17 protein-coding genes are annotated in these 21122 nt (G+C 65.7%); 10 read left to right on the top strand and 7 right to left on the bottom strand.

The window, feature by feature from the left end; all coding sequences use genetic code 11:
- Positions 1–9 precede the first annotated feature (9 nt).
- Positions 10–1884 (bottom strand): glycoside hydrolase family 15 protein, encoded by a 1875-nt coding sequence (locus U4Y90_RS02775; protein ID WP_321791948.1) that lies wholly within the window; start codon positions 1882–1884, stop codon positions 10–12.
- Positions 1885–2309: 425 nt separating this feature from the next.
- Between U4Y90_RS02775 and U4Y90_RS02770 the strand changes: the two genes are divergently transcribed.
- A complete protein-coding gene (locus U4Y90_RS02770) occupies positions 2310–2558 on the top strand; it encodes a hypothetical protein (RefSeq protein WP_321791946.1) in 249 nt (82 codons plus the stop codon).
- Between the two features lie 122 nt (positions 2559–2680).
- Here the strand turns inward: U4Y90_RS02770 and U4Y90_RS02765 are convergent, their stop codons facing one another.
- Complete coding sequence (locus tag U4Y90_RS02765; RefSeq protein WP_008350665.1) at positions 2681–2833, bottom strand: DUF3096 domain-containing protein; 153 nt, start codon at positions 2831–2833, stop codon at positions 2681–2683.
- A 236-nt stretch (positions 2834–3069) separates the two neighbouring features.
- Between U4Y90_RS02765 and U4Y90_RS02760 the strand changes: the two genes are divergently transcribed.
- From U4Y90_RS02760 to U4Y90_RS02750, 3 genes are all read left to right on the top strand, one after another.
- Positions 3070–4353, top strand: a complete 1284-nt coding sequence (locus U4Y90_RS02760; RefSeq protein WP_321791944.1) for a lactonase family protein — start codon at positions 3070–3072, stop codon at positions 4351–4353.
- A 70-nt stretch (positions 4354–4423) separates the two neighbouring features.
- On the top strand, positions 4424–4987 hold the full coding sequence (locus tag U4Y90_RS02755; RefSeq protein WP_321791942.1) for an antimicrobial peptide resistance and lipid A acylation PagP: 564 nt from the start codon (positions 4424–4426) through the stop codon (positions 4985–4987).
- Positions 4988–5071: 84 nt separating this feature from the next.
- The gene (locus tag U4Y90_RS02750) at positions 5072–6124 is read left to right on the top strand and encodes a transporter (RefSeq protein ID WP_321791940.1); all 1053 of its coding nucleotides are present in this window, start codon (positions 5072–5074) and stop codon (positions 6122–6124) included.
- A gap of 3 nt (positions 6125–6127) precedes the next feature.
- On the opposite strand, the gene U4Y90_RS02745 is transcribed toward U4Y90_RS02750, so the two are convergent.
- Together U4Y90_RS02745 and U4Y90_RS02740 are read right to left on the bottom strand one after the other, a co-directional pair.
- On the bottom strand, positions 6128–9721 hold the full coding sequence (locus U4Y90_RS02745; protein ID WP_321791938.1) for a DNA translocase FtsK: 3594 nt from the start codon (positions 9719–9721) through the stop codon (positions 6128–6130).
- 153 nt (positions 9722–9874) lie between these two features.
- Complete coding sequence (locus U4Y90_RS02740) at positions 9875–10462, bottom strand: META domain-containing protein (RefSeq protein ID WP_321791936.1); 588 nt, start codon at positions 10460–10462, stop codon at positions 9875–9877.
- A 261-nt stretch (positions 10463–10723) separates the two neighbouring features.
- On the opposite strand from U4Y90_RS02740, the gene purT reads away from it, so the two are divergent.
- From purT to U4Y90_RS02725, 3 genes are read left to right on the top strand one after another with little or no spacing between them, the layout of a single operon-like run.
- Complete coding sequence (gene purT, locus U4Y90_RS02735) at positions 10724–11956, top strand: formate-dependent phosphoribosylglycinamide formyltransferase (RefSeq protein ID WP_321791934.1); 1233 nt, start codon at positions 10724–10726, stop codon at positions 11954–11956.
- 30 nt (positions 11957–11986) lie between these two features.
- Positions 11987–12157, top strand: a complete 171-nt coding sequence (locus tag U4Y90_RS02730; RefSeq protein WP_321791932.1) for a DUF6726 family protein — start codon at positions 11987–11989, stop codon at positions 12155–12157.
- Between the two features lie 44 nt (positions 12158–12201).
- On the top strand, positions 12202–12558 hold the full coding sequence (locus tag U4Y90_RS02725; RefSeq protein WP_321792565.1) for an MliC family protein: 357 nt from the start codon (positions 12202–12204) through the stop codon (positions 12556–12558).
- A gap of 65 nt (positions 12559–12623) precedes the next feature.
- On the opposite strand, the gene U4Y90_RS02720 is transcribed toward U4Y90_RS02725, so the two are convergent.
- Complete coding sequence (locus U4Y90_RS02720) at positions 12624–13055, bottom strand: hypothetical protein (protein ID WP_321791930.1); 432 nt, start codon at positions 13053–13055, stop codon at positions 12624–12626.
- On the opposite strand from U4Y90_RS02720, the gene U4Y90_RS02715 reads away from it, so the two are divergent.
- A complete protein-coding gene (locus U4Y90_RS02715; RefSeq protein WP_321791928.1) occupies positions 13024–14508 on the top strand; it encodes a DEAD/DEAH box helicase in 1485 nt (494 codons plus the stop codon). The genes U4Y90_RS02720 and U4Y90_RS02715 overlap by 32 nt on opposite strands.
- Before the next feature lie 55 nt (positions 14509–14563).
- On the opposite strand, the gene gluQRS is transcribed toward U4Y90_RS02715, so the two are convergent.
- On the bottom strand, positions 14564–15433 hold the full coding sequence (gene gluQRS / locus U4Y90_RS02710; protein WP_321791926.1) for a tRNA glutamyl-Q(34) synthetase GluQRS: 870 nt from the start codon (positions 15431–15433) through the stop codon (positions 14564–14566).
- A 10-nt stretch (positions 15434–15443) separates the two neighbouring features.
- Positions 15444–16307: a sulfurtransferase gene (locus tag U4Y90_RS02705; protein WP_321791925.1), complete on the bottom strand. Its 864-nt coding sequence runs from the start codon at positions 16305–16307 to the stop codon at positions 15444–15446.
- Between the two features lie 211 nt (positions 16308–16518).
- Here U4Y90_RS02705 and dnaE point away from each other — a divergent pair, with 211 nt between their 5' ends.
- Both dnaE and U4Y90_RS02695 read left to right on the top strand, forming a co-directional pair.
- Positions 16519–20058: a DNA polymerase III subunit alpha gene (gene dnaE / locus U4Y90_RS02700; protein WP_415749282.1), complete on the top strand. Its 3540-nt coding sequence runs from the start codon at positions 16519–16521 to the stop codon at positions 20056–20058.
- On the top strand, positions 20058–21122 hold the full coding sequence (locus U4Y90_RS02695; RefSeq protein WP_321791921.1) for a glycosyltransferase family 4 protein: 1065 nt from the start codon (positions 20058–20060) through the stop codon (positions 21120–21122). The genes dnaE and U4Y90_RS02695 overlap by 1 nt, the downstream gene beginning before the upstream one ends.

The raw sequence follows: 21122 nt of genomic DNA, 5'->3' as shown, positions 1-21122 counted from the left end.
AACAGAGATTTAAGACTTTCCTTCGGCGGCGTCGATCTCGGCCTGAGCCTCCGCTTCGGCGTGATCTCCCGAGCCGGATGGCTGCCCGGTCGCCTTCGCCATCTCTTCTTCGTGACGCATCAAGTTCATCCCGGTGTGCACCAGCGCCACGTGGGTGAAGGCCTGCGGGAAATTCCCGACCATGCGCTTCGCCACCGTGTCGTACTCCTCGGCCAGCAGCCCGACGTCGTTGGCGAGACCCACGAGGCGCTCGAACATCTGGTGCGCTTCGTCGTTCCGGCCCTGAAGCGCCAGATTGTCGACCAGCCAGAAGCTACAAGCCAGAAACGTGCCTTCTCCGGGCGGCAACCCATCCGCGACTTCCGCGGTGTGGTAACGCTTCACCAGCCCATCGTGCGTCAATTTGGTCTCGATCGCATGTACGGTTCCGGTCACTCGCGGATCTTTTGGCGGCAAAAATCCGAGCAAAGGGATGAGCAGCAGGCTCGCGTCGAGCGCATCGCTGCCGTAGGCCTGCGTGAAGGAGTTCAGCGCCGGATTCCAGCTCTTCTTCAGCACCTCGGCGCGGATGCGTGCGCGCATCTCGCGCCAGTGGTCGATCGGACCAGGCAGTTCGAACTTTTCCGCCGATTTGATCGCGCGGTCGTACGCGACCCACGCCATCACCTTCGAGAACGTGAAGTGTTGCTTTCCGCCACGCACTTCCCAGATGCCTTCGTCGGGTTGTTCCCAGATCGTGTCGAGGTGTTGCAGCATGGCGCACTGGATCGACCATGCGGTTTCGTCGCTCTGCAGGCCGCCGATGCGCGCGAGGTGCAGCGCGTTCATCACTTCGCCGTAGACGTCGAGCTGCAACTGATCGACCGCGCCGTTGCCGATCCGCACCGGCGCCGCGCCCTCGTAGCCCGGCAGCCACGCGATCTCCCATTCGGGCAGGCGGCGCTCGCCTGCGATGCCGTACATGATCTGAATCTGCGACGGCGACCCCGCCATCACGCGGCCCAGCCACGCACGCCAGGCGCGGGCTTCGTCGTAGTAGCCGCCGCGCATCATCGCGAGCAGGGTGATGGTCGCATCGCGCAGCCAGCAGTAGCGATAGTCCCAGTTGCGCGTGCCGCCGAGCTGCTCCGGCAGCGAGGTCGTCGGCGCTGCGACGATGCCGCCCGTCGGCTCGTAGGCGAGCGCCTTGAGCGTGATGAGCGAGCGCCGGATCGCGCTGGCCCAGCGGCCGTTGAGCTCGCTTTGCCCCGACCATTCGCGCCAATGGTTCTCGGTGCGCGCGAGTTGCGTATGCGGATCGGACGCGTGGGGCAGACGCAAGTGCGACTGCGAATAGCACAGCGAGAAGGGCACGCGCTCGCCCGCGCTCACGTCGAAGCAGGCGGTCGTGTGCATGTTTTCGCCGACGAGATCGACGGGCGTGCGCAGCACCGCGAGATCCGGACCGGCGATCGCGCGAATGCCGCTGTCGTCGGGCAGACGGCTGACCCAGGGCACGGCCGAGCCGTAATCGAAACGCAGCACCAGTTCCATCTTCATGCGCACCGTGCCGCGCCGGCCGATCACGATGCGCACGAGCTCGGAGTGACCGTTGCGCAAAGGCATGAAGTCGACGATCGTCACGGCGCCTTGCGGCGTTTCGAAATCCGTTTCGAGGACCAGCGTGTCCTCGCGATAGCGGCGCGTGATGACGGGCGCCTCGCCGTCGGGCATCTCGGGCGCGATGAGCCATCGGCCGTGCTCCGGCGTGCCGAGCAGCGCGGCAAAGCACGCGCCGGAGTCGAAACGCGGCCAACAGAGCCAGTCGACGGAGCCGTCGCGGGAAATGAGGGCTGCGGTGTGGCCGTCGCCGACCATCGCATAGTCTTCGATCAGTGCTGGCATAAGCGAACATCTTCCTGCTGGCGGCGCGGGCCGAATCGAACGCGCCGCGGGTTGAGCAAAAGATTCGGGACGCGGCGCGCCCCGAGCGAAGCGTAACGTCGGGCAAAGAAGACGAGGGGACGCCACGCATGCTTTCTGGCCGCATTCTGCCGCAATCGTTCGCAACAAGCAGAAAATCGGGCCGCGCGCTCAGGACGCACCGGCTGAAAGCGCAGGCAATGCGCCGATCGCGCCATTGAAGAAACATTCGACTGATGTTTAGAATGAAGTTTCGTGAAAGGCCGTCGCATCCTCGCGGTTGAACTTCGTTTTCTTTCATTTGTCTTTCATGCATGTTCCCGGTCGTTCCGCGCGCGGGTCAATGCAGGCGCTTCGCGCGAGGTCTCGCCGGTCCCCAACGTAGTGTTTTCGAGGAACGGAACCCCATGCTCTATCCGTCGAAAGCCGACTGCATCGCGATACTGTCCGCGGCGAGCCGCGTCTCCGACGCCGAGATGCTGCTCGCGCTCGATCACAAACGCCTCGGCCTGTCGCGCAATGCGATGGAAACCGCCGCCGCCTTTCTCACCGAGCGGGACTGCTTCAGCCGGTACAGCTTCGGCGCCAACGGCGTCTCGGTCGGCGCGTTGTCGTTGCAGGGACGCCTGCGCCTCGATCAACTCGCGAACGGCTGACAAGATCAGGTCGTGACACTTTGAGCACGCGCACGGGACGACCTGTGCGCGTGCGTTCGCACATCCACTCATCCGCGGAACCGCCGGGGCGAATCGGCGTCACAACGACTGTCGCGCGCCTGTCAGAAATGGGCCGATCCCATTCCGAACAAGCCGATCAGCCCGATCACGATCAGATAGATCGCGACGATGAAGTTCAGCAACCGCGGCATGATGAGAATGAGGATCCCGGCGATCAGGGAGACCAATGGGGCAAGGCTCAGGTGGATAGTCATCGCGGCAACTCCTGTTGTTGGTTCGAATCGTGTCGGTTGGCCCGTCCTGCGTGTATCTTGGTTGCGAGCCGCATCGATCGAGATGGCGGTCGCGTCGATTGGAGCGGAATTTGCTCCCGCACGTCCTTGGGCCTTGCGATGTCGGCGGATCCGCGCGTCGCTCCCGATAACAAGCATCAAAGAGACGATGAGGAGGTTTCATGCACCCGAGCCATCCCCGCGGCGCGAATTCGCTCATGCCCATATTGCAAGACGCGCGCCCGATGCGCATCAGGCCCGTCGCATGGGCGAAGGGCGTCGCGCTGATGTTGTCGCTGGCGGCGACGCAGGCATTCGCGCAAACGGCTTCCGCGCCCGCCGCGCCTGGCGCCGCGAGCGGCGCGGCAAGCATGAGCACGGCGGCGAGCGGCGAGGTCTACGATCTGCTCATCGGCACCTACACGGGCGGCGGCAAGAGCGAAGGCATCTATGTCTATCGCTTCGACACGGGCAGTGGCGAACTGTCCCGCATCGCGTCGGCGCAGACGGTGAATCCGTCGTATCTCGTGGTGAGCCGGGACCGGAATTACGTGTATGCAGTGAACGAATTGCCCGGCGACAACGGCCCGCCGACGCAACGCGGCGGCGTGAGCGCCTTTCGCTTCGACCGCGCGAGCGGCCAGTTGAGCTTTCTCAATCGCGTTTCGTCGGACGGCAATGATCCGTGCTATCTCGCGATCTCGCCCGATGGCAAATATCTGCTGACCGCCAACTATTCCGTCGCGTCCAATCCGGGCGGCAGCTTCGCGGTCTTCCCGCTTTCTTCCGACGGCCACGTGGGCAATTCGGTGCTCACCGTGCATCACGAGGGCGGCGGCCCGGTGAAGGGACGGCAGGACAATTCGCACGTTCACTCGACCGTGTTCTCGCCCGACGGCAAGTATCTGTTCGCGCAGGATCTCGGCGTCGACAAGGTATTCGCCTATCGCTACACGCCCGATCCGTCCGCCTCGAGCCGCGGCCTCTTCGGCCCAACCGAAGCGCGCTACGCGCCGATCAAGCCGGGCTCCGGGCCGCGCCATCTGATCTTCGACGCGAGCGGCAAGCACGCGTATCTGACGACCGAGCTGAACGCATCGGTGCTCGTTTTCGACTATCGCGACGGCAATCTCACGCAAGTCCAGACAGCGTCGATGATCGCGCCGGGCTTCAGAGGGAAGATCGGCGGCGGCGCGATTCATTTGTCGCCGGACGGCCGCTTTCTCTACGCTACCAACCGGGGCGACGCGAACGAGCTCGTCCAGTTTTCGGTCGATCCGGGCAACGGCCATCTGAAGCTCGTCAAGCGCTATCCGACGCTCGGCAAGACGCCGCGCGAATTCGCGATCGATCCGACCGGGCGCTGGCTCATCGTCGGCAATCAGGAAAGCGACAGTGCGTACTTCTTCCGCCGCGATCCGCAAACAGGCGAGCTCGCGTCGGACCCGAAACGGCTGTCGATCGGCTCACCGGTCGATTTCAAGTTCGTATCGCCCTCGTGACGCGTTGACCGAAGGGGCAGAGCGCGGCCGATGAGCCGCGACCCACAGAGCGACACGCGATCCGGCGACGATGAAAAAGACATTGGTCAAGGCGGTCACGGTTTCGATGTTGTGCGCGCCGCTCGCAGCCCACGCGGACGACAAGGAATGCGACTACAAGCGAGACTGGATGTCGGCGGCGTGCGCGCGCGTGATGCGCGTCGCGCACGAGGGCACGTGGGACCTGTACCTGACGGGCTACGGCTGGCATATCGACGGTTACGACGACACCAGCCACCTCAACTCGAATTCGTGGGGCGGCGGCGCCGGCAAGCACTGGACCGACGCGAACGGCAATCAGGACATCCTGTTCGCGTTCGCGTTTCTCGATTCCCACAAGCACATCCAGCCGATCGGCGGCTACGCGCGGCAGTGGTACACCACGCCGGTGCTCGGCGGCTTGTCGGTCGGCGGCGGGTATTTCGCGGGCTTCACGGCGCGCAGCGACATCGCCCATTATTTGCCGGTGCCTGTCGCGCTGCCGATCGGCTCCGTGCGCTATCAGCGCGCATCGGTGATGGCGACGTTCATCCCGCGCATACCGGGCATCAACAAGGGCGATGTCGCGTTCTTCTGGGGACGCTACGAGTTCTAGTACGATATTTTTTCAGCGCCTCTCACTCGTATTCGACTGAAAGGTGTACTGAGAAAACAGAAAGGTAATAGCAGGGAAGCGAGATTGAACACGACTCACACATTCGACGCCCGCGAGCGTCCGACCAAGCGTAGCGAGCCGGCGCCGCCGGGATTCATCAGCGCGTTCAGCTTCGCCGGCGGCGAGGCGCTGCGGCTGACCTGGGACGAGGCGCGCGAAGCCGTTGCGGGCGATGGCCCGACCTGGCTGCATCTGTCCGCGAACGACGACGCCGTAGAAGGCTGGCTCGAAGGCGTCACGTCGATGCCCGATGTCGCACGCGAGTTCCTGAACGGCGAGGACAAGCGCCCGCGGGTGCATATCGGAACGAACTTCATGTACGGCGTCGTCGCGGATCTGGAGCTCGTCGCGAAGACGCCGGATGCCGCCGCGCCCGATACGCGCGAAGCGAACCGCGCGACCGGCGCGCTGCGCTTCTACGTCGACAAGCATCGCATGATCACGGTGCGCGCGCGGCCGCTGCAATCGACCGACCGGCTGCGTCACGCGGTGCTCGAAGGCGCGATCTTCCGCGATACCGTCGATCTCTTCGCGGGCCTCATCCGCGCGCTGAACGACACGTTCGCGGATCGTATCGACGAAATCGGCGACTGCCTCGACGATGTCGAGGAAAGCGTGCTGGAGGGCGGCCATTCGAAATGCCGCGCGGCGCTCGGGGAGGCGAGGCGGCGCATCGTGGAGGTGAAGCGGTTCATCGATCCCGAGCGCAACGCGCTGACGCAACTCGTCCTGCGCAAGCTCGAATGGGCCGAACCGCGCTCGATGGAAGCGCTCGTGCAGGCGATTCAGGTCTTGAACGGGCTGGGCGGCGGTCTGGAAGGGCTCTACGAGCGCGCGAAGCTGTTGCAGGATGAAATCGCCGCGGCGCTCTCGGAGGACATCAACCGCAAGCTGCTGTGGCTCGCGATCATGTCCGCGTTGCTGCTGCCCGCGACGCTCGTGACGGGCATCTTCGGCATGAACGTGGCCGGCCTGCCGGGCACGAAGGACCCGGCGTCGTTCTGGATCGTGGTCGGCGTGATGGCGTGCTGTGCCGCCATCACGATCTTTCTCTTGCGCCGCCTGCGGCTCTGGTGACGCTCACTCGGCCGGGCCGGGCGGCGCGAGCACTTCGCGGTTGCCGTTGTTGCCCATCGGCGAGACGAGGCCGGCCGCTTCCATCTGCTCGACGAGCCGCGCCGCGCGGTTATAGCCGATGCGCAATTGCCGCTGCACCGACGAAATCGACGCGCGCCGCGAGCGCACGACGAACGCAACGGCTTCGTCGTAGAGCGGATCGGCTTCGGCATCGGGCGTATCGCCGAACAGGTCCTGCGTGCCGCCGCCTTCGCCCGTCGGACCGGAGAGAATGCCTTCCTCGTACTCCGGCTCGCCGAACTGCTTCAGATGCTCGACCACGCGATGCACTTCGTCGTCCGCGACGAACGCGCCGTGCACGCGCTGCGGATAGCCGGTGCCGGGCGGCAGGAACAGCATGTCGCCCGCGCCGAGCAGCGATTCCGCGCCCATCTGGTCGAGGATCGTGCGCGAATCGATCTTCGACGACACCTGGAACGCCACGCGCGTCGGAATGTTCGCCTTGATGAGGCCGGTGATCACGTCCACCGAGGGCCGCTGCGTCGCGAGAATCAGATGGATGCCGGCCGCGCGCGCCTTTTGCGCAAGACGCGCGATCAACTGCTCGATCTGCTTGCCGGCGACCATCATCAGGTCCGCGAGCTCGTCGATGACCACGACGATGAGCGGCAGCGTGGCGAGCGGCTCGGGCGCGTCGGGCGTGAGCGAGAACGGGTTCGTCAGCTTCTTGCCCGCGGCTTCGGTGTTGCGGATCTTCTGGTTGAAGCCCTGCAGATTGCGCACGCCGACCGCCGACATCAGCCGGTAGCGCTTCTCCATCTCGCCGACGCACCAGTTGAGCGCGTTCGACGCGAGCTTCATGTCGGTGACGACCGGCGCGAGCAGATGCGGAATGCCTTCGTAGACGGAAAGCTCCAGCATCTTCGGATCGATCATGATGAGGCGCACATCCTCGGGCTTCGCCTTGTAGAGCAGCGAAAGGATCATCGCGTTGATCGCGACCGACTTGCCCGAGCCCGTCGTGCCCGCGACGAGCATGTGCGGCGCCTTCGCGAGATCCGTCACGACCGGATTGCCGATGATGTCCTTGCCCATCGCGATGGTCAGATTCGACTTCGACGCACGATAAACGTCGTCCTCCAGAATCTCCGACAGGCGGATCATCTGACGCTTCGGATTCGGCAGCTCCAGGCCCATGCAGGTCTTGCCGGGAATCGTCTCGACGACGCGAATCGACGTGAGGCCGAGACCGCGCGACAGATCCTTCATCAGCCCGACGATCTGGCTGCCGCGCACGCCGAGCGCCGGCTCGACTTCGAAGCGCGTGATGACCGGGCCCGCGGACGCGCCGACGACCGTCACCGGCACCTTGAATTCCTGAAGGCGCTGCTCGATCAGTTGACCGGTTTCGTTCAGACGTTCCTCGGAGACCGGTTCGATTTCGCCGGACGCGGGCTCGAGCAGATCGAGCGTCGGCAGTTCCACCGCCGACGCGTGCGGTGCGTGGAATTCGAATTCGGTCCCCGCTAAGCCGCGTACCGGTGCGCGTGGCTCGGGCGAGGAGGGCGGTGCTGGCGGTGTCGCGCTCGGCGGATTCACAGCCGAAACGGCGACGGGCGGCGGAGTGACCGGTGCGACCGGCGCGGCCGCAAAGCCCGGAAAGCGCACGATGTTCGATGACGACGCGAATTCGTCGCCCGCGACCTGGCGCTCGTCGAGGGACGGTTCCTCCGACGCTTGCGCAGGCGTTTCGAGCGTGTCGTCCTGCTCGTCGACGATCCGCAGAAGCGGTGGGGCAGGGGGGACGACGTGGTCGTGCTCTTCGCTCGAATCGGGCGCATCCAGCCACGGCGGCGTTTGCGCGAGTTCGCGCAAGTCCTGCTCTGGCTCATGCGGTCGCGCTGTGGGCGCAGGCTCCGCTATCTCGTTCGAGCCGGGCAGAGGAGGCTCGGACGGCAATGCGATTCGCGGCGGCTCTTGCGGTGCGCTTTCTTCGATTTCCGCTTCGCTCGCGTCGGTTGCCTGCGGCGCGGCGGGCTCGACGGCCGTGGGCTCGACGGCCGGCGGCTCGGGCAGACGCATTTCGAGAAGCGGCGGCGGCTCGACGAGGGCGGGCGCGATCACGTGCGCATCGATCAGCGGCGGCTCGATACGCGCCTCGTTTTCCTGCATTTCCACGGACGGTCGGGCTTGCTGCTCGATGCGCGCTTCCCCCGCGTGTTCGACGATGCCTTCGTCGGCGCTCGCCAGCTCCGACGCCTCGGCGCTCGACGCCACGTCCGGCTGCGCGGACCGTGCCATCGCCACGTGGCCGCGAGCGAGACTCGCGCCGGCGAGCGACGTCCACATCGCGGTTTTTTCTTCGATGGAGCGCAGCGTCGCCTGAATCGCATCGGGCGCGGGCGGCACAGTAGGCGGTCCGAGCGGCGCGGCCGGGCGCGAGAACGTGGGAGCGGTGAGCGGGGCGGGCGTGAATTCGCGCGTCGTGGCGACCGAGGCCGGCCGCGCGGGCGCACGTCGGAAGCCTTGCGGCGCGTGCGGCTGAGGCGGCGTGCGGGAAGCGCCCGCACTCGCGGCGACGGACGTGGACACGCTCGCCACCCCCGATGACCGTTGCGCGGACATCGAGGTCACCGGGTCGCGCGGGCGATCCATGCGAGGCGCGGGCGTCGGCGAAGTCTGAGCGCGCGGCTTGTCGACGGCGACGGAAGCTCGCAAGCCCGAACCCGACGGCTCGAACGCAGCCGCCTGACGCGGTGCGAACGGCGTGCGCGCCTCGCGATTCGCCGACGGTCCGGACGAATTCAACCAGTTCGCGGGCGCGACCGGCTCGATCTGCGTGACCGGACGCGCGACGCCCGCCGCCTCGAATGCGGGGCGTTTGGCATAGGCCTCGGCGGTGGCGACGGCGTTCGCGGCGGCCGCGACCGTGCGGCTGGCAGCGCTTTTGCTTGTCGAAGGCGGACGCCACGCGGTCGGCCGCTGATAACGGCTGCTGCGGGGGCCCGTCGGCAGACCGAGCGTCGGCTCGTCGGGCGACGTGCGCGACGCCGGCGCATCGAAACGTTCGTTGCGATGCGCGCGTTCCTGCGAGTCGCGCGCGGCTTTCGCACGGGCGCGGCGCTCGAACCAGCTGGCGGCCTTGTCACGCGGCTTGTCACGGCCGGGCGAGCTTTGCCGCGGCTCGCTTTCGCGCTCGCGCGGCGTGATCCAGCTTTGCGGCAGGCCGAAGCCGAACGCCTCGTCCGCCCACGCGAGCACCGAACGCCAGCTGAATTCGATCAGCCAGGGCAGGAAGATTGCGAGCACGATCGCCGCGATCGCGCCCGCGCCGGCCAGATGCGCCGGCCCGGTCAGCGCCGTGGCGAGCGCGCGTCCGCAGCGATTGATGTCCGCCTGCGCTTCGAGCGAATGGGCGAGCGCGCCTTCGAGCGTGCTGCTTGCGAGCAATACCGCGACGAAGCCGAGCCAGAGACGGATCGTGCCCGGGCCGCGCACGCCCGCGCCGCCCGGCAGCGCCTGCTTGACGATGCGCCAGAAGAGCGGAAGGAACCAGACGACCGATGCACCGAACCAGCCGAGAACTACCATGTGCATGCTTGAGATTGAATCAATGATGGGTGAAACGATTGAGACTGCTGCCCGGCTGCGCCGGTATCGCCTGACGGCCGGGCTGCTCGATCGAGCAGTTTAACGGGTGCCGCGGCGTGCCGTGCGTGCACGACGCGCGTGCCGCAAGTACGCAACACATCACTTCGCGCGCGGCGCGAAGGTCAGCACCTGGCCGTCGTCGAGCGTCAGTTGCAGCGATTGAGGCAGATTCATCTGCACGCCGCTTTTCGCGATATGCGCGAGCGCGTCGAGATACGGCCGCTCCAGCGCGGCCCCCGCACCCGATACGCACGCCATGCGCGTGCCGGCGAGCGGGCCGAACGTGAGCTTGCCGTTCTTCAGTTCGTACGCGCCGGCGAAGCGGTTGCAGCCCGAAAAGCCGCTCGCCTGGCGGCGGCCGTTCGCGGTGGAGAAATCGAGCGTGAGCGGCTGGGCGTTGTTCTCGCCCGCGTGCGGCACGGCGCGCGGCTGGCCGCTCGCGTCCGTCCAGCCCGTGAGGACCCATTGCGTGTCGTCGAGCAATTGCGTGGCGGCGGCATTATAGGGATCGGTGGGCGGGGCGCTCGCATCGGTGTGCTTCGGCATCGCGCAGCCGGCGACGACACTCGCCGCGACGACGAGCGAGCACGCGCGGGAAACCAGCGAACGCGCATCCTTGCGCGACAGGAAACCGGACGATGAGCGCGGCGAACGAAGCGTGAGCGCGCGAAAGAGGTGCGTGGGCATCGATGATCCTGAAGCTGGCGAAACCGTAAGGGTATCGCACGCGTCCTACACTTTGTCTAGCACCCGGATGCAACAAAATGATCGGCCGCGCTTCGCAGGGGCGTTCGTCCACCAGAAATGCGCGGGGAATTCCGATGCGCGTTCGCGTGTCAATAGACCGGACGGCAAAGTGCCGGCGTCGGCGCTGCGTGTTAACATCGCGGCCAATTCGCCGCACTGCGCTTTATTGGCCTCATCATCCGATTCGATTCTGGAGCACCCATGCAGACCGATCCACTCCGCGCCGGCGCCATGCGCATCGGCACGCCGCTGTCCCCCGACGCCACGCGCGTGATGCTGCTCGGCGCGGGCGAACTCGGCAAGGAAGTGATCATCGCGCTGCAGCGGCTGGGTGTCGAGGTGATCGCGGTCGATCGCTACGCGAACGCGCCGGGGCATCAGGTCGCGCATCGCGCGCACGTGATCGACATGACCGACGCCGCCGCGCTGCGCGCGCTCGTCGAAAAGGAAGCGCCGCATCTGATCGTGCCCGAAATCGAGGCGATCGCGACCGAAGCCCTCGCCGATATCGAAGCGGCGGGACTCGCGACCGTCATCCCTACGGCCCGCGCCACGCAACTCACGATGAATCGCGAAGGCATCCGGCGTCTCGCCGCCGAGGAACTGGGTTTGCCGACCTCGCCCTATGCGTTCGCGCAATCGCTCGACGAGATGAAGGCGGCGATCGCGGAGATCGGTTTTCCGTGCGTCGTGAAACCCGTGATGTCGTCGTCGGGGAAAGGGCAGTCGGTGCTCAGGAGCGACGCGGACGTCGAGCCGGCATGGAACTACGCGATGGCGGGCGGTCGCGTGAATCGCGGACGCGTGATCGTCGAGGGCTTCATCGACTTCGAATACGAAATCACTCAGCTCACCGTGCGCGCGGCGGATCCCGCGAACGGCGCGACGCAAACGTACTTCTGCGATCCGATCGGTCATGTGCAGGTTGCGGGCGATTATGTCGAGTCGTGGCAGCCGCAGGCGATGAGCCCGGCAGCGCTCGAAAAGGCGCGCGATGTCGCCGCGAAAGTGGTGACCGCGCTCGGCGGACGCGGGCTTTTCGGCGTCGAGCTCTTCGTGCGCGGCGACGACGTCTGGTTCTCGGAAGTGAGCCCGCGTCCGCACGACACCGGCCTCGTCACGCTCGCGACGCAGCGTTTCTCCGAGTTCGAACTGCATGCGCGTGCGATCCTCGGCTTGCCCGTCGATACCGCTTTGCGCACGCCCGGCGCGTCGGCCGTGATCTACGGCGGGCTGGACGAGACCGGCATCGCGTTCGAGGGTGTCGCCGAAGCGCTCGCCGTGCCCGGCGCGGATCTGCGGCTCTTCGGCAAACCGGAGAGCTTCGTGAAGCGCCGCATGGGCGTCGCGCTCGCGACGGGCGCCGACACCGACGAGGCGCGCGAGCGCGCGAAGCTCGCGGCGTCGAAGGTGAGGCCGGTTTCGGTCAGGTGAACGGCGTTCGGCGCGGGCGGGAGCAAGAAAGTGAAATGGAAAGTGGTGGCAGCCTTCGTCGCGGTGTCCTTCGGACTCTCTGGCTGCGGACTTGCCGCAGCGCCGTGCCGGATCGCGTCGGCGGGGCTGAAGATCGTGCCGGTCGTCGGCCATGTTGCAGCGGCGCCGACCGACGCGTGCGCGGACGTCATCGATCCCTGACCGTTGGCGCCCGCATCGACATCGAATACCTTGCGAATCGAATGATGAAGAAATCAATCGCACTGACGCTCGCGTCGCTCGTCGCGCAGACGGCGCTCGCGATGCCGCTCACCGTGCCGCAGATCCAGACCGCTTCGACGCAAACCACCCGCTACGACTGCAAGGGCGGCAAAAGCGTGTCGGTCCAGTACACGAATGCGCGCAATCATCAGAGCTTCGCGGCGCTGACCGTCGATGGGCGCAAGCTGTTGTTCGTCAACGTGGTCGCGGGATCCGGCGCGAAATACGTCGCCGATCAGTACACGTGGTGGACCAAGGGTCCGCAGGCCAACCTGTACGACGAGATGGCCGCGAAGGATTCGCCGCCGCTGCTCGCGGACTGCGAGGCGCGCAAGAAGTAGGCGCGGCATCCCGGCCCGGCGTCCGGGCGCGCCGTTGTGTCGCCGGAGCGCTTCGGCGCGCGGTGCTACAATGTGCGGCTTTCTGGCTGTGAAAATTGCCGCCGGACCGAATTCCGAACTTTTCCGGCATCGCCGTTCGATGCCGGCTCGAGCGGTGCGCGGGCCTCGGGCGCGCCGCCGCTCGGCGAATCGAGCGATGCCGCGTGCCTTGAAGGCGTCATCGAAGCCGTGTTCCATCGGAGCGCGGGCTTGCGAATCGAAACGAGCAAATGAGCGGACGCGCGATGCTCGATCGACCGGCCGCCCCCGTCCAGCGCGCGCACTTTGCGCCTGACCGATGCGCCGTGTGCGCCAATGAAACCCATCCGCGTAAGCAACCGATCGCGACGATCGACCGAACGACCCGACCGATTTTTTACGCGCGCCGCATCCAGCGGCACTTTAGCGAAAGCCACTATAGTTACCATGTCCGATTCCGTCGCCACGAACACGTCCACCGCACACGCCGCTGCGCCGACGTTCGACCAGTTCGGTTTGTCCGCCGACATCCTGAAAGCGGTGCGCGAGTCCGGCTACACCACGCCCACGCCGATTCAGGCGCAGGCGATCCCCGTCGTTCTCGCCGGCCGCGATGTCATGGGCGCCGCGCAGACCGGCACCGGCAAGACCGCGAGCTTCTCGCTGCCGATCATCCAGCGCCTTTTGCCGAGCGCCAACACGAGCGCCTCGCCCGCACGCCATCCGGTGCGCGCGCTGATGCTCACGCCGACGCGCGAACTCGCCGACCAGGTCGCCGCCAACGTGCAGACCTACTCCAAGCACACGCCGCTGCGCAGCACGGTCGTGTTCGGCGGCGTCGACATGAATCCGCAGTCCGACGCGTTGCGGCGCGGCGTCGAAATCCTGATCGCTACGCCGGGCCGTCTGCTCGATCACGTGCAGCAAAAAACGGTGAATCTCGGCCAGGTGCAGATGCTCGTGCTCGACGAGGCCGACCGCATGCTGGACATGGGCTTTCTGCCCGATCTCCAGCGCATCCTGAATCTTCTGCCGAAGGAACGTCAGACGCTGCTGTTCTCGGCCACGTTCTCGCCGGAAATCAAGAAGCTGGCGGCCACGTATCTGCGCAATCCGCAGACGATCGAAGTCGCGCGCAGCAATTCGACCAATGCGAACGTGCGCCAGATCGTCTACGAGGTGCACGAGAGCGATAAATCCGGCGCGGTCGCGCAGCTCATCCGCGAGCGCGAGTTGAAGCAGGTGATCGTGTTCTGCAACAGCAAGATCGGCGCGAGCCGGCTCGCGCGCGTGCTCGAGCGCGACGGCATCGTCGCGACGGCGATTCACGGCGACCGTACGCAGAGCGAGCGCATGCAGGCGCTCGACGCGTTCAAGCGCGGCGAGATCGAGGCGCTCGTCGCCACCGACGTCGCCGCGCGCGGGCTCGATATCGCCGAACTGCCGGCGGTCATCAACTTCGATCTGCCGTTCAACGCGGAAGATTACGTGCACCGCATCGGCCGGACCGGTCGCGCGGGCGCGTCGGGCGATGCGCTGTCGCTGTGCAGCGCGAACGAGCGCAAGCAGCTCGCCGACATCGAGAAGCTGATCAAGCGTCCGCTCGACGTCGAGCCGCTCGAAGTGACGACGCGCGTACGCCACGACGGTTCGGCGCCGCGCCGTGAAGATCGCTTCGGCAGGTCCGAGCGCGGAGAGCATCGTCATACGTCACGCGACGAGTCGGGTTCGCGGCGCCGCACGACAGGCATGCACGATCGCCCGCGCGGCCGCCAGCAGCCTGTCGACGAGTTTTTCCTGAAGCCTTACGAGCCGTCTCCTTCGGCGATGAAGCGTCAGGAGGAAACGGTCGAGCCCGAGCGCAAGAGCGCGCCGAAGCAGCCGCTCGCGGCCTTGCTGGGCGGTCTGGGGATGCCGCGCAAGTCTTCCTGATGTGCGTCGAGCTTTGAATCGGAAAAGGCAGCCCGCGTGGCTGCCTTTTTTGCCTTTAGCGCGCGAAGCGCCGGGCCCACGCGGCCGTCGCGGCGCTGTAGAACGTGTCGAGCGATTCGGCCGTCACGTCGATGCCGAGATGCCGCGCCGCCTCGACGAGCGCGTCTAGCGGCGCGTTCCGGTCGAGCGCTGCCGCGCCCGTCTGCTTGCTCAGCTTTTCGCCGATGCCGTTGTTGACGACCGGCACATGCAGATAGACCGGCGTCGATACCCCGAGGCACTGCTGCAGATAGATTTGCCGCGCGGTCGAATCGAGCAGGTCGGCGCCGCGCACGACGTGGCTGATACCGGCATCGGCATCGTCGACGACGACCGCGAGTTGATAGGCCCACAGCCCATCCGCGCGTTTCAGCGCGAAGTCGCCGACTTCCGTGGCGAGATTCTGCGTTTGCGCTCCTTGCCAGCGATCGACGAACGTGACGACTGCCGCATCGCCGTCCGGCACGCGCAGCCGCCATGCGCGCGCGGGCTTGCCGTGCAGGCCGTTGCGGCATGTGCCGGGATAGGCGAGCGTCGCATGGCGCGCGTGCGCGTTCACCAGCGAGTCCGCGATTTCGCGCCGCGTGCAGCCGCACGGATAGATGAGCCCCGTTCCCTGCAGACGCTCGAACGCGACCTGATACGCATCGCCGCGCTCGCTTTGCCAGACGGGCGGCTCGTCCGGGTGCATGCCGAAGTGATCGAGCGTCGCGAGGATTTCATCGGCGGCGCCAGGGACGGTGCGCGGCGCGTCGACATCTTCGATGCGCACGATCCAGCTTCCGGCATGCGCGCGCGCATCGAGAAAACTCGCGAGCGCGCTGACGAGCGAACCCGCGTGCAGCGGGCCGGTGGGCGAGGGCGCGAAGCGGCCGCGATAGGTCATCGAATGGGGCTTACGCCGCCTGGCCGACCTTCGCACCGGGATGGCATGCGGGACAGGTCTCGCCCGGCCGATAGAACGGCGACTGCTGTTCTTCGACCGACACTACGGCGCGGCAACCGAAACATTGCGCGGTCGCGGTCGGCTGCAGGTTCGGATCGAGCGCCGTCCGGTAATCGAACACGAAGCATTCGCCGTTGTAGTGCGCGCCGCCGACTTCCTCGAAGTACTTCAGAATGCCGCCTTCGAGCTGATAAACGTGCTCGATGCCGACTTCCTTCATGTGAATCGCGGCCTTTTCGCAGCGAATACCGCCAGTGCAGAACGACACGATCGTCTTGCCGTCCAGATCCGCGCGATTCTGCTCGATCACTTCCGGAAACTCGCTGAATTTCGTGATGCGGTAGTCGAGCGCATTGTCGAACGTGCCGACATCGACTTCGAACGCATTGCGCGTGTCGAGCATGACGACGGGACGGCCTGCGTCGTCGTGACCGCGATCGAGCCAGGCTTTCAGCGTGGGCGCGTCGACGGACGGCGCGCGGCCGAGTTCCGGCTTGATCGCCGGCTTTTTCATCGTGATGATCTCGCGCTTGAGCTTCACCAGCATGCGGCGAAACGGCTGCTTCGCGGAAAGGCTTTCCTTGAATTGCAGATCGGCGAAACGGCCGCCGAAGAGCGCGTCCGTGCGGATGTAATCGATGAATGCGCGGACTTCGGCAATCGGCCCGGCGATGAAAAGATTGATGCCCTCCGGCGCGAGCAGAATCGTGCCCTTCAGGCCGAGCGCGTTGCAGCGTTCGGTGACGAGCGGCCGCCACGCGGGGCCGTCCTCGATGGTGACGAATTTGTAGGCGGAGAGATTCAGGATGCTCATGATCGGTTGACGCGCAAAACGGCCGTGACGGGTAAAAAGTGCGGGTAAAAGTCGCGCACGAAACACGTATTATCCCGCAAACGGCGCCGGGCTTTGCCGGATTCCAGCCGCCGTGTCGGGAAGCCTTGCGCGTGCGCAATTTCGGGCCCGCGCGGAGCCTTGTCCGTTCGGCCAAAGCGTTTCGCCGCACCCGTTTTCGCATGTGTCCCGCATGTACAATACCGCCATGTCAGATCCCCGCTTCGTTCATCTCCGCGTCCACTCCGAATTTTCGATTGCCGACGGCATCGTGCGGCTGGACGACGTCGTCAAGGCTGCCGCGAAAGACGGGCAAGGCGCGCTCGCGCTGACCGATCTGGGCAACGCATTTGGTCTCGTGCGCTTCTACAAGGAAGCGCGCGGCATGGGCGTCAAGCCGCTCGCCGGCTGCGATGTCTGGATCACCAATCCCGCCGATCGCGACAAGCCCTCGCGCCTCCTTCTTCTCGTGCGCGACAAACAGGGCTATCTCAACCTGTGCGAGCTGTTGAGCCGCGCGTGGCTCACGAACCAGTATCGCGGCCGCGCCGAGGTGCTGGCGGAATGGCTCGAAGAAGGTCTGGCGGCCGGATTGCTCGCGCTTTCGGGTGCTCAGTCGGGCGACATCGGCATGGCATTCGCCGCGGGCAACGCGCAATCCGCGCAACGCAATGCCGAGCGCTGGGCGAAGCTCTTTCCGGACGCGTTCTACATCGAATTGCAGCGCGCGGGTCAACCGGGCGAGCAGGCGTACGTTCAGGAAGCGGTCAAGCTCGCCGCGAAGCTGAAGCTGCCGGTCGCCGCGACGCATCCGATGCAGTTCATGACGCCCGACGACTTCACCGCGCACGAAGCGCGCGTGTGCATTTCCGAAGGCGATATTCTCGCGAATCCGCGTCGTCAGAAGCGCTTCACGCAGGACCAGTTTTTCCGCACGCAGGACGAGATGTGCGCGCTCTTCGCGGACATTCCTTCGGCGCTCGCCAACACTGTCGAGATCGCGAAGCGCTGCAATCTGACGCTCGAACTCGGCAAGCCGAAGCTGCCGCTTTTCCCGACGCCCGATGGCATGTCGCTCGACGACTACCTCGTGCAGTTGTCGAAGGAAGGCCTCGAAGTCCGCCTGCAACAGCTTTATCCCGATGAAACCGACCGCGATGCGCAGCGCGAGACGTACTACGCGCGGCTCGACTTCGAGTGCGGCACCATCATCAAGATGGGCTTTCCGGGCTACTTCCTGATCGTCGCCGACTTCATCATGTGGGCGAAGAACAACGGCGTGCCGGTGGGTCCGGGCCGCGGCTCGGGCGCGGGGTCGCTGGTCGCGTATGCGCTCGGCATCACCGATCTGGATCCGCTGCGCTACAACCTGCTGTTCGAGCGATTCCTGAATCCGGAACGTGTGTCGATGCCCGACTTCGACATCGACTTCTGTCAGGAAGGGCGCGACCGCGTCATCCAGTACGTGAAGGGCAAGTACGGCGCGGACGCCGTGTCGCAGATCGCCACGTTCGGCACGATGGCCGCAAAGGCGGCGGTACGCGACATCGGCCGCGTGCTCGATCTCGGCTACATGTTCACAGACGGCGTCGCGAAGCTGATTCCGTTCAAGCCGGGCAAGCACGTGACCATCGCGGACGCGATGAAGGAAGAGCCGGCGCTGCAGGAGCGCTTCGATTCCGAAGACGAGGTGCATCAGCTGCTCGAACTCGCGCAGCGCGTCGAAGGGCTCACGCGTAACGTCGGCATGCACGCGGGCGGCGTGCTGATCGCGCCGGGCAAGCTCACGGATTTCTGTCCGCTCTATACGCAAGGCGAAGACGGCGGCGTCGTCAGTCAATACGACAAGGACGATGTCGAAGCCGTCGGCCTCGTGAAGTTCGACTTTCTGGGCCTGACCACGCTCACGATCCTCGACTGGGCCGAGCGCTACATTCGCCGTCTCGATCCGTCGAAGAAGGACTGGAATCTCGCGCAGGTGCCGCTCGACGATCCCGCGTCGTTCTCGATCCTCAAGAAAGCGAACACCGTCGCCGTGTTCCAGCTGGAAAGCCGCGGCATGCAGGGCATGCTAAAAGACGCGCAGCCGGACCGCTTCGAGGACATCATCGCGCTCGTGGCGCTGTATCGGCCGGGGCCGATGGACCTGATCCCGAGCTTCTGCGCGCGCAAGCACGGGCGCGAGATCGTCGAGTATCCGGATCCGCGCGTCGAACCTGTTCTGAAAGAGACCTACGGGATCATGGTCTATCAGGAGCAGGTGATGCAGATGGCGCAGATCATCGGCGGCTACTCGCTCGGCGGCGCGGACTTGCTGCGTCGTGCGATGGGCAAGAAAAAGCCCGAGGAAATGGCCAAGCATCGCGAGATTTTCGCGGAAGGCGCGGCGAAGAACGGGCTCACGCGCGAGAAGGCGGACGAAACCTTCGACTTGATGGAAAAGTTCGCGGGCTACGGCTTCAACAAGTCGCACGCCGCGGCCTATGCGCTGCTCGCCTATCACACGGCCTGGCTGAAGGCGCATCATCCGGCGGAATTCATGGCGGCCAACATGTCGCTCGCCATGGACGACACGGACAAGGTCAAGATCCTTTTCGAAGACTGCGCGACGAACGGCATGGCGGTGTTGCCGCCCGACATCAACCACTCGGCGTATCGCTTCGAGCCCGTCGCGGAAGCAGACGGCAAGCGCTCGAAAACCATTCGCTACGGTCTCGGCGCGGTGAAGGGCAGCGGGCAGAATGCGATCGAGGAAATTCTGCGCGCACGTGAAGATGGCCCGTTCGTCGATCTGTTCGATTTCTGCGAGCGCATCGACCGTCGCATCGTGAATCGCCGCACCGTGGAAGCGCTCATCCGCTCCGGAGCGTTCGACACGCTGCACGCGAATCGCGCGCAACTGCTCGCATCGGTGCCGCTCGCGATGGAAGCCGCCGATCAGGCCGCCGCCAACGCGATGCAGGCCGGCCTCTTCGATATGGGCGACGCGCCGCTCGCGAAGCACGAATACGTCGACGAGGCGGAGTGGTCGGACAAGAAGCGTCTGCAGGAAGAAAAGACCGCGCTCGGCTTTTATCTTTCCGGCCATCTGTTCGATGCCTATAAGGGTGAAGTGCGCCGCTTCGTGCGCCAGAAGATCGGCGAGTTGAAGGAAGGGCGCGACAAGCTCGTCGCGGGCGTGATCTCCGCAATGCGCACGCAGATGACCCAGCGCGGCAAGATGCTGATCGTCAATCTCGACGACGGCAGCGGCCAGTGCGAAGTCACCGTCTTCAACGAACAGTTCGAAGCGAACAAGGCGCTCTTCAAGGAAGACGAGTTGCTCGTCGTGCAAGGCATGGCGCGCAACGACGCGTTCACGGGCGGCATCCGCTTCACGGTCGACACCGCGATGGACCTCGAACGCGCGCGCAGCCGATACGCGCAGTCCGTGAAGGTCGAAATGAACGGCAACGCCGATGCCCTGCGTCTGCGCCGCGTGCTCGAAGCGCATGCGGCGGGCGCGCAGGAAGCGCCGCCGCCGGCGCCCGTGCGCGAGAGCGGCCGTGAAGGCGGCCGTTCTCGCCAATCCGCGCCCATTCCGAACGGCCTGAACGTGAGCATCGTCTACCGCAGCGAGCATGCCGAAGGGGAAGTGCGCCTCGGCGACGCGTGGCGCGTCAAGCCGACCGACGAACTCATCACGGCGTTGCGCGGTGAGTTCGCGGGCAGCGCGATCGAAATCGTCTACTGATGCGCATCGGCATTTCGGCGAATGCACTCAAGCATTCCGGCGGACTCGAACGCTATGCGATGGACCTCGTGCGCGGCCTCGCCGCCGCGGGCTTCGAGGGCGGACGCAAGCCCGCGTTCTTCGCGCGCAAGATCGATATGTCGCTGCCCGAGAGCCGGCTGGTCGAGCCGCATCGCATCAAGGTGTCGTTTCTGCCGGGCAAACTGCGCGACGCGTATTTTTCGTGGGCGCTGAAGCGCGCGCGCAAGAAGGTGAAAGTCGATGTGCTGATCGGCTGCAATCGCGTGGAACGTTCCGAAATCGCCATTTGCGGCGGCACGCATATCGGCTTCCTGCGGGCGACCGGACGGCGTGAGAAGCGCTCGGACACGAGGCAAATCGCGCTGGAGCGGCGTCAATACGCGCAGGCGAAAGTGGTCGTCGCGCATTCCGACATGATGCGCAACGAATTGCGCGCATTGTATGGCGTGGACGACCGGAAAATTCGCGTGCTGTATCCGCCCGTCGACGGCGCGCGATTCTCGCCCGTCGATGCCGCCGCGCGTGCGCGTCTGCGCGAGCAGTTCGGCTTCGCATCCGATGAAACCGTGCTGCTGTTTCCGTCGAGCAGTCACGAGCGCAAGGGCTTGCCGCTGATCGCAAAGGCGCTCGCCGGGATGAACGTGGTGATCGCCGTCGCGGGGCGCGCGCCGGAGCGGCCGGCCCCGAACGTGCGCTATCTCGGCTATGCAAAGAATATCGAGGATGCGTATCGTGCGGCGGATTTCACGATCCTCGCGTCGAGCTACGAACCGTTCGGGCTCGTCGGGATCGAATCGGTGATGTGCGGAACGCCGGTGATCTTTCCGGCGTGCATCGGCTGCTGCGATGCGATCGCGGATCACGCGAAGCACGTCTTCAAATCGGGCGATGCCGAGGATCTGCGCCGTACGGTGCTCGACGCCATCGAAAGACGGCGCGCCGCGCCGCGAGTGTCGGCCGATGCCGTGCGCTACGACGCGAGCGTCGAATCACACGTGCGCGCGTTGATCGAACTCGCGCGCGATATCGACGCAAAGCGCTGA

The sequence above is a fragment of the Caballeronia sp. J97 genome, from assembly GCF_905220305.1.
Classification (GTDB): Bacteria; Pseudomonadota; Gammaproteobacteria; order Burkholderiales; family Burkholderiaceae; genus Caballeronia.
The sequence above is the reverse complement of the archived record's forward strand: the minus strand, read 5'-3'. Positions and strand labels throughout refer to the sequence as shown.